The 12,697-nt window shown below is 71.5% G+C and carries 13 protein-coding genes; all 13 read left to right on the top strand.

Features of this window, described 5'->3' with window-relative positions; all coding sequences use genetic code 11:
* Positions 1-1,167: SPOR domain-containing protein (locus tag VF665_RS15310; RefSeq protein WP_331054305.1), on the top strand; the 1,167-nt coding region annotated here is incomplete at its 5' end.
* Positions 1,164-4,712 (top strand): chromosome segregation protein SMC, encoded by a 3,549-nt coding sequence (gene smc, locus VF665_RS15305; RefSeq protein ID WP_331054304.1) that lies wholly within the window; start codon positions 1,164-1,166, stop codon positions 4,710-4,712. The genes VF665_RS15310 and smc, both read left to right, overlap by 4 nt.
* A gap of 324 nt (positions 4,713-5,036) precedes the next feature.
* A complete protein-coding gene (gene aroF / locus VF665_RS15300) occupies positions 5,037-6,095 on the top strand; it encodes a 3-deoxy-7-phosphoheptulonate synthase (RefSeq protein WP_349263142.1) in 1,059 nt (352 codons plus the stop codon).
* Positions 6,076-6,483 carry a YraN family protein gene (locus VF665_RS15295; protein ID WP_331054302.1) on the top strand — a complete coding sequence of 136 codons (408 nt, stop codon included), beginning with the start codon at positions 6,076-6,078 and terminating at the stop codon, positions 6,481-6,483. Before aroF ends, VF665_RS15295 begins: the two co-directional genes overlap by 20 nt.
* A 19-nt stretch (positions 6,484-6,502) precedes the next feature.
* Positions 6,503-6,796 carry a DUF4160 domain-containing protein gene (locus VF665_RS15290; protein WP_331054301.1) on the top strand — a complete coding sequence of 98 codons (294 nt, stop codon included), beginning with the start codon at positions 6,503-6,505 and terminating at the stop codon, positions 6,794-6,796.
* Complete coding sequence (locus VF665_RS15285) at positions 6,771-7,349, top strand: DUF2442 domain-containing protein (protein WP_331054300.1); 579 nt, start codon at positions 6,771-6,773, stop codon at positions 7,347-7,349. Before VF665_RS15290 ends, VF665_RS15285 begins: the two co-directional genes overlap by 26 nt.
* Before the next feature lie 141 nt (positions 7,350-7,490).
* Positions 7,491-9,539 (top strand): DNA polymerase III subunit gamma/tau, encoded by a 2,049-nt coding sequence (gene dnaX / locus VF665_RS15280; RefSeq protein ID WP_331054299.1) that lies wholly within the window; start codon positions 7,491-7,493, stop codon positions 9,537-9,539.
* Between the two features lie 88 nt (positions 9,540-9,627).
* Entirely contained in the window at positions 9,628-9,948 is a 321-nt protein-coding gene (locus VF665_RS15275; protein ID WP_331054298.1) for a YbaB/EbfC family nucleoid-associated protein, read from the top strand.
* Positions 9,949-9,954: 6 nt separating this feature from the next.
* On the top strand, positions 9,955-10,542 hold the full coding sequence (gene recR, locus VF665_RS15270) for a recombination mediator RecR (protein ID WP_331054297.1): 588 nt from the start codon (positions 9,955-9,957) through the stop codon (positions 10,540-10,542).
* 134 nt (positions 10,543-10,676) lie between these two features.
* Positions 10,677-10,988, top strand: coding sequence for a hypothetical protein (locus VF665_RS15265; RefSeq protein WP_331054296.1), 312 nt, complete (start codon positions 10,677-10,679; stop codon positions 10,986-10,988).
* A complete protein-coding gene (locus VF665_RS15260) occupies positions 10,988-11,494 on the top strand; it encodes a roadblock/LC7 domain-containing protein (protein WP_331054295.1) in 507 nt (168 codons plus the stop codon). Before VF665_RS15265 ends, VF665_RS15260 begins: the two co-directional genes overlap by 1 nt.
* 12 nt (positions 11,495-11,506) lie before the next feature.
* Positions 11,507-12,085 (top strand): GTP-binding protein, encoded by a 579-nt coding sequence (locus VF665_RS15255; RefSeq protein WP_170035600.1) that lies wholly within the window; start codon positions 11,507-11,509, stop codon positions 12,083-12,085.
* A gap of 14 nt (positions 12,086-12,099) precedes the next feature.
* Positions 12,100-12,697 (top strand): CDP-alcohol phosphatidyltransferase family protein (locus VF665_RS15250; RefSeq protein ID WP_331054294.1); only part of this gene is annotated, 598 nt, incomplete at its 3' end.

The raw sequence follows: 12,697 nt of genomic DNA, 5'->3' as shown, positions 1-12,697 counted from the left end.
GTGCTGCGCAGCCCGCGGTGGGACAAGATCGTCGCCGGGTTCCGCGACGCCAACGCGGCCATGCTCCTGTTCGCCCCGCTCGACGCGCCGGACCTGGCCGCGCTGGGCCGCTTTGCGGGCGAGACGATTCTGCTGGGCAGCCCCGCCGCCGGGCAGGCCGCGGCCGCCGCGTTCCCGGGGGTGCGGCTGCGCGCCTGGCTCACGGAGCCGCGCCGCGACCAGGCCCCCGCGCCCGCCGCGGCGCCCCGCGCCGCCGCGCCCGCCGCCCCCGCGGACCGCTTTCCGGACCCGGAGCCGGTGATGCCGTGGAACGCGCCCGCGGGCTCCATCCCGGTTCCGCCCCCGGCGCCCCTCCCGGCGGACCCGGCGTACACGCTTCCCGCCGAGACGGTGGCCCCGCGCGACATCCCCGCGCCGGAGCCGGACTGGGAGGAGAAGCCCGCGGCCTCCACACGGCGGCGGGGCGTGTCCCCGGTGCTGCTGGCCCTGCTGCTGCTCGCGCTCCTGATCGCCGCGGTGGCGCTGCTGGCGCCGCGCCTGGGCCTGGCGCTCCCGTTCCTGGGCGGCGCCGAACCCGATCCCGTCGCGCCCTCCACCACGCCCGCCACCGTCCGTCCCGCCGCGCGCGGGCCGGCGCGGCAGGAGGGAGTCGCGCTGCCGTATTCCGTCTTCGTGGGCAACTACCAGACGGCCGAGGCGGCGGAGACCGAGGCGGCGTCCGTGGCGCGGCGCTTTCCCGAGGCGCAGCTCTTCGTCTTTCCTGAGCTCAAGGACGGCGTCACCTACTGGCGCATCATGGCGGGGATGGTGGCCGACACCGCCGAGGTGCTCGCCCTGCGCGACCGCCTGCTGGCGGCCAAGGTAATGGATGCCGACGAGGTGGGCGGCCCCTGGGACCTCATCCAGAAGCGCCCCATCACCTACGACGTGGGCGACTATGCCGACGCGGCGCAGGCCCGGGAGCGCGCGGCGGGGCTGAGCCGCCAGGGCATTCCCGCCTACGTGGCGCCCGTCCCGTTCAGCGACGGCACTGAGCGCTGGAAGGTGTACGCCGGCGCCTACCGCGACACCGCCTCTGCCCGCCCCATGGGCGCCATGCTGGAGAAGGCGCGCGTTCCCGTGAAGATCGTGGAGCGCACCGGCAGGCCCCCCGCTTCCCCCAAATGAAGCTTCGCTCCCTTCAGCTCCACGGCTTCAAGTCCTTTCCCGACAAGACGGTTCTGGAGCTGCGCGACGGCGTGACCGCCATCGTGGGCTCCAACGGCTGCGGAAAATCCAACACCGCCGACGCCGTGCGCTGGGTCCTGGGCGAAACGCGCGCGGGCGCGCTCCGCTCCGGAAAGATGGAAGAGGTCATCTTCCAGGGCTCCTTCAAGCGCCGCCCCCTCAACTACGCCGAAGTTTCGCTCGTCTTCAGCAACGAAGACGGGTCCGTCGCCATTCCCCAGAGCGAAATCGAGATCGCCCGCAAGGTGTTTCGCGAGGGCGGCAGCGAGTATTTCCTGAACCGGCAGAGCTGCCGGCTGCGCGACATCCACGACCTGCTGCGCGATACCGGGCTGGGCGCCAACGCCTATTCCATCATCGAAGGCGGGATGATCGACGCCATCCTCAGCGAGCGTCCGGACGAGCGGCGCGCCATGTTCGAGGAAGCCGCGGGGATCGGGCGCTACAAGGACCGGCGCAAGGCGGCGCAGCGGCGGCTGGAAGCGGCCGAGGTAGACCTGTCGCGGCTGAACGACCTGGTGGGCGAGGTGGAATCCAAGGTGCGCGCCCTGGCCCGCCAGCGGCGCAAGGCGCAGCGGCACATGGAGCTGCAGGCGCGCCGGCTGGACCTGGAGATGGCCATCGCGCAGGCGGAGGTGGGCGCGCTGGAAGCGTCGCTGGCCGCCGCCACCGCCCGGCTCGCCGCGCTGGAGCAGGCGGGGCGCGAAGCCGCGACGGAGCGCGCGACGGCGGAGGCGATCGTGGCGGAGCGGCGCATCGAGGCGGCCGATCTCACGCGCCGGCGCGGCGAGGTGGCGGCGCGGCTGGACGACGTGCGGCGGCGGCTGGACACGCGCGAACGCGAGATCCTGCTGGCGGATGAACGGCGCTCGCACGCGGAGATGCGCATCGCGCAGCTGGTGCGCGAGCGCGGCGAACTGGCGGAACGCGCGGAGCGGATGGGCGCGGACGCCGCGCGGCTGGAAGGCGAGCGCGCCCGCGCCGCGGCCCGGCTGGAGGGCGTGCGCGAGCGGCTGGAAGCGCGGCTGGAGGAAAACGAGGCCGTCCGCGCCACCCTGGCCTCGCACCGCCGCGCCAACGAGGAGGCCGCCGCCCGCGCCCGCGAGCTGGCCCGCGACACCGCCGCCGCGGAGGGCGAGCGCACCGCGGCGGACCGCCGGCAGACGGAAGCGGCGGAGCGCATCGCCCGCCTCTCCGCGCAGGAGGCGCAGGTCGCGGCCACCCTGCGGGAACTGGAGTCGCAGACGGAATTGTGGTCTGGCCAGAGCGAGGTGCTGCGCGACCGGCTGAACGCGGCGCTGGACGCGGCGGAGCGCGCCCGCGAGGAGGTGCGCGTGCTGCGCGGGCGCGAGGCCTCCGTCCGCGACGCCCTGCGCGCCGCGGACGACCGCCTGTCGCGCCTGTCCGCGCAGGTGTCCGCGCGCGAGGCGCTGGAGCGCAGCTACGAGGGGTTCAGCCCCGCCGTGAGCGCCATCATGGCCCAGGCGGACCGTTTTTCCGGCGTGCTGGCGCCCCTGGCCGACTTCGTCCGCGCGACGACGGAGGACGCGGCGACCTCCGGCGCGGTGGAATCCTTTCTGGGGGCGCTGCTGCAGGCGCTCGTGGTTCGCGATCTGGCCGCCGCGCGCCGGGTGCGCCGCTGGTTCCGCGACGAGTGGGACGGCGGCGGCACCCTGCTCCTGCTTCCGCTGGACGCGCCCGGCGTGCGCGAGGCGGTGGGCGCCGTGCACTCCGCCCGGCTGGGGGTGGCCGGGCACGGCGAGGCCGCGGCGTGGGTGGACACCTTTCTGGCCGGCCTCACCGTCGTCGCGGGGGAAGACGAGCTGCGCGACTACGCGGCGGGGTCGCGGGTGGACGCGCTGGGCGACACGGTGGACCCGCGCGGCGTGATCCGCCTGGGCGAGCCCGTGTCCGGCGAGGGCATCCTGGCCCGCCGCGAGGCGCTGGCCCGCTTCCGCTCCGAAGTGGAGGACGCGCGCGTGGAGCACGACCGCCTGGCCGCGGACCGGGCCGCCGCCGCGGAGCAGGCCGCCATGGCCGAGGAGCAGGCGCGCGAGGCGGAAGAATACGTCCGGCGGATGGAAGGCGAGCTCCGGCAGATGGATGCCGAAGCCGCCGCCCACGGGCACCAGCAGGGGCGCATCCGCCGCGAGCGCGAAGAAGTCGGCGTGGCGCTGGGGGACGCGCAGCGGCTGGCGGCGGAGATGGCGGAGCGCATCGCCGCGCTGGACGCGCGGCTCGCGGCGCTGCAGCGCGACTCTTCGGAGGTGGCCGGCGCCGCGATGACGGCGAGCGCCGCGCTCGCCGAACTGGACACCGCGTGGGAGGCCGCGCGCGACGAGGAGTCCGAACTCCGCGTGGCCGCCGCCCGCGCGGAAGGCGAGCTCCGCGAACTGGAGCGCGCGCTGGGCGCCGCCACCCAGGGCGCGGCGGGCGCGCGCGGCCGGGGGCGCACGCTGGAGGCCGAGGCGGAAGAGCTGCGGCGCTCGCTGGAGGGACTGTCCGGCATCCGCGACCGGGCGGGGGACGAGGTGCAGGGCCTCTTTGCGGACCGGGACCGCGAGGCCGCGGCGCTCGCCAACCTCGACACGAGGCTCGGCGAGCTGGACGTGGAGGTGTCCCGCGCGGAGGAGCGTGCCCGCGTGGCGCGCCGGCGCGAGACGGAAGCGGGGGAGGAGCGCCACCGGCTGGAGCTGGAGCGCGCCGAGCAGGAAAGCCGCCGCCTCCGCGCCAGCGAGCGGGTGGAGGCGGAGTGGGGGCGCCCGTGGGAGGTCCTGGTCACCCAGGCGGCACCGGTGGAGCAAGGGACGCCGGACGCGTGGCGGGCGGAGGTGCGCGAGGTGGCGCAGGCCGTGGATGCGCTGGGCCCCATCAACATGCTCGCCGTGCAGGAGCACGAGGAGGAAGACCGGCGCCTGCAGTTTCTGCTGGAGCAGCAGGGCGACCTCACCCGCGCGCGCGACGACCTCACGGCCGCCATCCGGCAGATCAACCGCACGGCGCGCGAGGTGTTCATGGGCACCTTCACCACCGTGCGCGAGAACTTTCACCGCACCTTTCAGTCGCTGTTCCAGGGCGGCGAGGCCGACGTGTGGCTCGCGGACCCGGACGATCCGCTGGAGTCGCCCATCGAGATCCACGCCTCGCCGCGCGGCAAGAAGACGCAGCGCATTCACCTCCTTTCCGGCGGCGAGCGCACGCTGACGGCGCTGTCGCTGCTCTTTGCCATCTACCTCGTCAAGCCGTCGCCCTTCTGCCTCTTCGACGAGGTGGACGCGCCGCTGGACGAAAGCAACGTGGGCCGCTTCATCCAACTGCTGAACGACTTCAAGGCGCAGACGCAGTTCATCGTCATCACCCACAACCCGCGCACCATGGAGGCCGCGGACTGGATCTACGGGGTGACGATGGAAGAGCCCGGCGTGTCGACGATCGTCGGGGTGGAGCTGGAGGGGGCGTGGCCGTTCGGGGAGAGGGTGGCGTAGAAGAGCAGTGCCAAGTGCCAAGTGCCAAGTGCCAAGTGCCAAGTGCCAAGTGCCAAGTGCCAAGTGCCAAGTGCCAAGTGCCGGCGGGTGCTCGTCCTCCTGAGCACTTGAACCTGGGCACTGGGCACTGCTCTTCCCGCACTGGGCACTGCAGTTCCCGCACTTGAACCTGGGCACTGGGCACTGCAGTTCCCGCACTGGGCACTTCCTCTCCCGCCACGCGTGGTATCGCCTTGAAAATCCGCGGCGAGTTGGTAGACGCGGGGGCTTCGCGGCGGTAGATTCAATGCTGCATTTCTTCCATCTCCCGAGGGAATCCGGACCATGCTGGTCGTCATGAGACACGACGCTACGGCGGCCGAGATCGATGCCGTCGTCCGCACGATAAACGAGCTGGGATACGAGGCGCGCCCCATTCCCGGAAAGATGCGCACCGCCATCGGCCTGATCGGCAACGACGGCAAGGTGAACAGCGACCGCATTGAAGCGCTCAACGGCGTGCTGGAAATCATCCACGTTTCGCAGCAGTACAAGCAGGTGTCCCGCGAGTGGCGCGAGGAGCCCACCATCGTCACGCTCCCCAACGGCACCCGCATCGGGGCCGGCGAGGTGTCGGTCATGGCGGGCCCGTGCTCGGTGGAGAGCGAGGCGCAGATCATCGGCATCGCGCACCGGCTGCGCGAGGCGGGCGCCACCATCCTGCGCGGCGGCGCCTTCAAGCCCCGCACGTCGCCCTACTCCTTTCAGGGGATGGGTGAGGACGGGCTCAAGCTGCTGGCCAAGGCGCGTGAGGAAACGGGGATGGCCATCGTCACCGAGGCCATCGACCCCGAAAGCCTGGAGCTGGTGGCGCAGTACGCCGACATCGTGCAGATCGGCGCGCGCAACATGCAGAATTTCTCGCTGCTGCGCCGCGCCGGCCGGGCGGGGAAGCCCGTGCTGCTCAAGCGCGGGATGGCGGCGACCGTCAAGGACCTGCTCCTCAGCGCCGAGTACCTGCTGGCCGAGGGCAACCACAACGTGATCCTGTGCGAGCGCGGCGTGCGCGGGTTCGACACGCACACCCGCAACCTGCTGGACCTCACGGCCATTCCCGTGGTCAAGTCGCTTTCGCACCTGCCCATCATCGCCGATCCCAGCCACGGCACCGGGCTGCGCGCCAAGGTGATTCCCATGGCGCGCGCCGCCGTGGCCGCCGGGGCCGACGGGCTGATGGTGGAGGTGCACCCGGACCCCGAGCGCGCCCTGTCCGACGGCGCGCAGTCGCTGTATCCGGACCAGTTCAGGGAGTTGATGCAGCAGATCGGCGTAATTGCCGAAGCGATCGGGCAGCGCCTCGTGGCGCCCCTTCCCGCCCCGCAGGGTGCCGCGGCGGCCGGGTGAACCCGGGCCGCCCCGCCCGTCCGGCGCGAACAAGGCGCTGGGCGACCGCGGGGAGGCGCTGGCGGCCACCTTTCTGGCGGGCCGCGGGTGGAAGATCCTCCACCGGCAGTACAGAATCGGACACCGGGAGATCGACCTCGTCGCGAGAAGCGGCGAGGTCGTCGCTTTTGTGGAGGTAAAAACGCGAGGCGGGCTGGGCTACGGGCACCCCCTGTACTCCATCACCCGAAAGAAGCGGCGCGAGATCCAGCAGGTGGCGCAGGCGTGGATCGAGCGCCACGGCGCGCCCGGCGACGTGTACCGCTTCGACGCCATCGCCATCCTGCTCCCCGTGGGCGGCGAGCCGGTCATCGAGCACGTGGAAGACGCATGGCGCCTGGGCTGGTAGCCCGGGAGCAGCGCCATGCTTGACAAAACCCAAGCCGATGGATTATCGTATGCCGGTCATTGTGAGAGAAGGCGGATGGAGCATCTGGATCTATCTGAATGACCACGCGCCGCCGCATGTGCATGTGCGGCGGCGTGGCGGGACCAACATCAAGATCCTGCTTCCCTCGGCCGATAAACCGGTCGAAATCGTGAACTGGAAGAAGGTGGATTCCCGGCAGGTGCTCGTGGCGGCACGGCTGGTGATCGCCAATGCGAGTCTGCTCATCAACGCCTGGGAGCGTATTCATGGATTATCCGCCGATCACCGATGAGGAACTGCTTGCTCAGTACGAGGCCGCGCGTGAGGCCGACCGCATCGCCGACCGTACGGAACCGCGGGCGAAGTCGGTGCGCTACAACCCGCAAACGGGCCGCATCGACGTAGAGCTCAAGCTGGGGCAGGCGTTCTCGTTTCCACCCAGCATGTTCCCGCACCTGGCGGGGCTCACGCCCGAGCAGCTGGCCAAGGTAGAAACCGACCCCATGGGCGAGGGGCTGATCTGGGAAGAGCTCAACACCGACGTGGCCACAGCCGGGGTGCTGGCCGAGATCATGGGCCCCGCCATGCTCAAGGCGTTCGCCAGCCGCGGCGGCTCGTCGCGCAGCGCGGCCAAGGCCGCCGCGGCGCGCGAGAACGGGCGCAAGGGCGGGCGGCCGCGCAAGGCCAACCGGCCCGCCGAGTATCCCACCAACTACGGCTACGGCACCATGACGCTGCGCGAGCCGGAGCACCCCTGGGGGCAGGCGCCCGACGAGGCCGATGGCCAGCGGTCACCGGGCGGATCCCCCGCGAACGCGGATTCCCCCGGTACCCCTGAGGGCTGACACGTACGCGGGGGCGGCGCATGGCGCCGCCCCCGCTTCTGCAATCCGCGCCGGGCGTGATCCGCGCCGCCGTTGAGGTGGGGTGCGCGGGGGGCTATATTGCACGCCGTTGAAGTTTCCCCCGCGTTCCCCGGCAGTTTCGTGTCACGCACCGCACTCGCACGCCGCTATCGCCCGCGCCACTTTGCCGAGGTGGCCACGCAGGAGCACGTCTCGCAGACGCTGCGCGCCGCTGTGCAGCGCAACCGCGTGGCGCACGCGTACCTGTTCTGCGGGCCGCGCGGCGTGGGCAAGACCACGCTGGCCCGCGTGCTGGCCATGGCGCTCAACTGTCCCAACCGAACGGATGAGGGCGAGCCCTGCGGCGTGTGCGACAGCTGCGAGCGCATCTGGGCCGGACGCACCTCGCTGGACGTGGTGGAGATCGACGCCGCCAGCAACCGCGGCGTGGACGACGCGCGCGAACTGCGCGAGCGGGCCATGTACGCCCCGTCGGAAGAAGACCGCTTCAAGGTCTACATCATCGACGAGGCGCACATGCTCACGCGCGAGGCGTGGAACGCGCTGCTCAAGATTCTGGAAGAGCCGCCCCCGCGCGTCATCTTTGTCTTCGCCACCACGGAGCCGCAGAAGATCCAGCAGGCGGCGCCCCCCATCCTGTCGCGCTGCCAGCGCTTCGACTTTCACCGCATCGCCACGGTGGATCTGGTCGCGCGGCTGCGGACCGTGCTGGGAGCGGAGGGGATCGAGGTGGGCGACGAGGTGCTGCTTCCCATCGCCCAGAAGGCGGACGGGGGAATGCGCGACGGCCTGTCGCTGATGGACCAGGTGCTCAGCTTCACGGAAGGCGCGCCCACCGCGGACGACGTGCGGCGCATTCTGGGGCTGGTGGGGACGGAGGTGTTCCTGGAGCTGTTCGGCATCATCGCCGACCGGCGCCCGGCGGAGGTGTTCCGCTTCGTGGGGCGGCTGCTGGAGCAGGGGTACGACCTGGCCGAGTTCTACCGCGGCCTGGCGGACTTTCTGCGCGTGCTGCTCATCGTCCGCCTGGACGGTGGCGAGGCGGAGGGTGTGCCGCAGCACCTGGTACCCACCGTGGCGGAACTGGCTGGGCGGTTCGCGCCCGGCGACCTGCTGCGCATGCTGGCGCAGGTGGCGGAACTGGACGCGGACGGCCGCTTTCGCAAGAGCGGCGAGCAGCGGATCCTGATCGAGCTTCTCCTCCTGCGCTTTGCCTACCTGGAAAGCACGGTCAGCCTGGAAGACGTGCTTGCCGCGCTGGGGCGGGGAGGCGGCGACCCCCCGGGAAACTCCGCGGGCGGCCGTCCGCAGGCTCCTGAGCCGCGGGCCGGCCGCCTTTCCGAAACCGCCACCGCGCAGGCCCCCGCTCCGCCCGCGCCCGTCGCGGACCGCCGCGCGGACAGCCGGCCCGCCGAGGCGCCCGCGCCGGTGGCCGAGGCGGCGCCCGCTTTCACGTCCGCGCCGCCGCCGGCCCCGGCTGCCGCTCCGGCGGTGAAGGCGGAAGCGGCTGCGCCGCTCGCGGAGCCGCGCCCCGAGCCGCCGCGCTTTTCCGAGAGCCCGTCGCGGTTCTCGGACGGGCCGCCGCGGTTCGACGATGCGCCGCCGCCCCCGCCCCCGGACGACCTGGAGGACGACGCGGGTGATTACGGCCCGCCGCCCGCGTACGCGAGCCGCGCCTCCGCGCCGCCCATCCGCGCCGCCGCGCCCGTTCCGGGCCCCGCACCGGCGCCGGTGGCCGCCACGCGGGACGACGCGCCGGTTGCGGAGGAGGTGCCGCGCGGCCTGCCGCTGGACCCCGGGCGGGTGCGGGAAGCGTGGGCGGCCGTGCTGGAATCGGGCGAAGGGCTGCCGCAGGGCTCGCGCCCGCTGCTGCGCCCCGCGCGCCCCGAAGTCGCCGGCCCGTCTACCATCGCGGCCGACGTGCTCCCCGTGGTGCTGGACCGCTTCTCCCGCGGTGCGCTGCGGGCTTTTGAAGACGCGCTCAGCCGCCGCCTGGGGCAGCGCGTGGCCGTGCAGTTCCGCGCCTCGGCCGCGGGCGCGGCGGAGGCACCCGGCGGGCAGCGCATCACCGCGCAGAGCGCCCGCGCCGACCGCCTGAGCCGGCTGATGCAGGGGGAACCGGTGCTGGCGGCGGCGGTACAAGCATGGGACCTGGAACTGCTGGATTGACGCGGATTTCTCCGCTTCCGGCCCGCCCTTCGCGACGCGCCGGACTGACGCTTTTTCCGCCTTCGCGCGGACCTGGAATTCGGAACCGATGAACAACTTTCAGCAGATCCTGCAGATGGGCCAGCAGGTGCAGGCCCGCATCTCCCAGTTGCAGACCGAACTGGGCCAGAAGACCGTCACCTCGTCCAGCGGCGGCGGCATGGTGACGGTGACGGCGGACGGGCGCGGAAAGCTGCGCGCCATCAAGATCGACCCCACCGTGGTGCAGGCGGACGACGTGGAGATGCTGGAAGATCTGGTGCTGGCCGCCGTGAACGAGGCGCAGAACCGGGCCCAGCAGCTGTACGACGACGAGATGCGCAAGGTGTCGGGCGGGCTGTCGCTGCCGTTCCCCATCCCGGGGCTCTGACGCGGCGTGTCGGCCATCGACGAACTGGTGGGCGAGTTTGCCCGCCTGCCGGGGATCGGGCGCAAGACGGCCCTGCGTCTCGCGTTCCACCTGCTCAAGGCGCCGGACGACGATGCCCGGCGCCTGGCGCGCAGCATTCTGGACGTGCGCGACAAGGTTCGCCCGTGCGAGCGGTGCGGAAACCTGAGCGACGCCAGCCCCTGCGCCATCTGCCTGAGCCCCCGGCGCGACGCCGCCACCCTGTGCGTGGTGGAGGAGGCGTCGGACATCATGGCCATCGAGCGCACGGGCGAGTACCGCGGGCTGTACCACGTGCTGGGCGGCCGTCTGTCGCCGCTGGACGGCATCGGCCCGTCGGAGCTCAACGTACCGCCGCTGCTGGCCCGCGCGGGGACGGGTGAGGTGCGTGAGGTGGTGCTGGCCACCAACCCCAGCGTGGAGGGCGAGGCCACGGCACTGTACCTGGCGCGGCTGCTCGCGCCGCTGGGGCTGCGGGTGACGCGGATCGCGCGCGGGCTCCCCGTGGGCGGCGACCTGGAGTACGCCGACGGAGTCACCATCGCCGAGGCGCTGGCGGGCCGCCGCGAGCTGTAGCGGCCCGCGCGAGCGCGCCTTTTGCTTCTGCATGGCCGCGGCACGCCGCGGCCTTTTGTTTTTTGGGGAGCGCCGCGTTAGGTTGGTGCCGCGTTCACCCCACTCCAAGGATTCCCGTCCTCCTTCCCCGGGTGATGGAAAGCAACCGACTCGTACGGACCGCCGCATTCGCCCTGCTCGCCGCCGCGGCCGCCGCCGCGCTGGGCGGGCTGCTGGTGCGCGACCAGATCAGCCGCAGCCGCCGCGACCTGTTCAGCCCCCACCCGCTCCGCCGGCTCGCCGCGCTGGAGTACCTGGGCGGCGTACCGGCCTCGGTAGACACGGTGCTGCTGCTGCGCGACTTTCTGGCCTGGGAGCAGCGCCCGCTGCTGCGCAAGCGTGCGCAGGGCGTCCTTGTGCGCCTGGAAGCCGGCCTGGAGTCGCGGCAGCCCACGGAGGTCGCCTGATGGCCGGTACCGGCGCCAGCAGCTGGTCGTTCGATGAACGCGACGTTCAGCGCATCGACCGCATTCTGCAGAGCTTTCTGTACGATTCCAACGCCCGCTGCGCCCTGCTGGTGGACCGCACGGGGCAGCTGGTGACCACGGCGGGCGAAAAGCCCGAGTTTGACTCCGTGGCGTTCTCGTCGCTGGCCGCGGCCGACTTTTCGGCCAACGACCAGCTGGCGGCGATGATCGGCGAAACCGAGTTCAGCTCGCTCTTTCACCAGGGCGAGAAGGAGTCGATGTACCTGGCCGACGTGGTGCGGCGGGTGATCCTCGTGGTCCTGTTCGACAACCGGACCACCCTGGGAATGATCCGGATCAAGGTGAAGGCGGTAGTGCGCGAACTCTCGGAAGTGTTCAGCGAACTCTTTGCGCGGTCCGCGGCGTCGCCGCAGGGTGCCCGCGTGGAGGCAGGCTTTGTGGACGAGGCGGAGGACGAGATCGACCGCCTGTTCGGCGATCTCTAGGAGGCCACGCCCATGTCGATGATCAACTACGCCTCGCGCGAGATCAACTGCAAGATCGTGTACTACGGCCCCGGCCTGTGCGGCAAGACCACCAACCTCGAGTACATCTTCGAGAAGGTGGCGCCCAACACCCGCGGCAAGCTGATCTCGCTGGCGACGGAAACGGAACGCACGCTCTTCTTCGACTTTCTGCCGGTGGACCTGGGGTCCATCCGCGGCTTCAAGACGCGCTTTCACCTGTACACCGTGCCCGGGCAGGTGTACTACAACGCGTCCCGCAAGCTCATCCTCAAGGGGGTGGACGGCGTGGTGTTCGTGGCCGACAGCCAGGTGGAGCGGCTGGACGCCAACATCGAGTCCATGCACAACCTGTACGACAACCTGTCGGAGTACGGGCTGGACCTGCGCGAGATCCCCTTCGTCATCCAGTACAACAAGCGCGACCTGCCCAACATCTCCTCGCTTGAGGAGCTGCAGCGGGAGCTGAACCCTACCGGCGTGCCCACCTTCGAGGCGGTGGGGGTGCGCGGCATCGGGGTGTTCGACACGCTCAAGGCGGTCAGCAAGCTGGTCATCAAGGCCCTCAGCTGACCCGGGAGCCCGCGATGCCCTGGCGCAACCTGCCGAACGCAATCACCCTGGGGCGCATCGTCCTGGCGGTGGTAGTCGCGCCCATGGTGATGACGGACTCGTTCAGCTGGCGCCTGGCGGGGTTCATCGTCTTTCTGATCGCCGCGTTCAGCGACCTGTGGGACGGGCACCTGGCCCGGTCGCGCAACCTGATCAGCGACTTCGGCAAGCTGATGGACCCGCTGGCCGACAAGCTGCTGCTCGCCGCCACGTTCGTCCCCTTCTACATCCTGTCCCACGGCGACGGGCGCGGAAGCTTTCCGTGGTTCGGCGGAGTGCTGCCCTGGTGGATCATGGCCATCATCTTTGGCCGCGAGATCTTCATCACCGTGTTCCGCGGCTTTGCGGCCAAGCGGGGGATCGTGCTGGCGGCGGGGAACGCGGGAAAGCTCAAGGCCGTCTTTCAGAACGTCTTCATCGGCTCGGCCATCTTCTGGTACGCGCTGCGGTCCGCCGCCCGCGAGTACCGGTGGGACACGCCGTTCTGGCGCTTCTGGCAGCAGTTTCACTACGGCTTTACCGTCGTGGTGCTCACCGTGGCCGTGGTGCTGACGGTGTACTCGCTCTACATCT

It is taken from the genome of Longimicrobium sp., from assembly GCF_036387355.1.
Classification (GTDB): Bacteria; Gemmatimonadota; Gemmatimonadetes; order Longimicrobiales; family Longimicrobiaceae; genus Longimicrobium.
The sequence above is the reverse complement of the archived record's forward strand: the minus strand, read 5'-3'. Positions and strand labels throughout refer to the sequence as shown.

Coding starts and splice junctions, on each gene's coding strand:
- smc (WP_331054304.1), top strand. CDS start 1,164: ATGAAGCTTCGCTCCCTTCAGCTCCACGGCTTCAAGTCCTTTCCCGAC.
- aroF (WP_349263142.1), top strand. CDS start 5,037: ATGCTGGTCGTCATGAGACACGACGCTACGGCGGCCGAGATCGATGCC.
- VF665_RS15285 (WP_331054300.1), top strand. CDS start 6,771: ATGGATTATCCGCCGATCACCGATGAGGAACTGCTTGCTCAGTACGAG.
- VF665_RS15275 (WP_331054298.1), top strand. CDS start 9,628: ATGAACAACTTTCAGCAGATCCTGCAGATGGGCCAGCAGGTGCAGGCC.
- VF665_RS15265 (WP_331054296.1), top strand. CDS start 10,677: ATGGAAAGCAACCGACTCGTACGGACCGCCGCATTCGCCCTGCTCGCC.
- VF665_RS15260 (WP_331054295.1), top strand. CDS start 10,988: ATGGCCGGTACCGGCGCCAGCAGCTGGTCGTTCGATGAACGCGACGTT.
- VF665_RS15255 (WP_170035600.1), top strand. CDS start 11,507: ATGTCGATGATCAACTACGCCTCGCGCGAGATCAACTGCAAGATCGTG.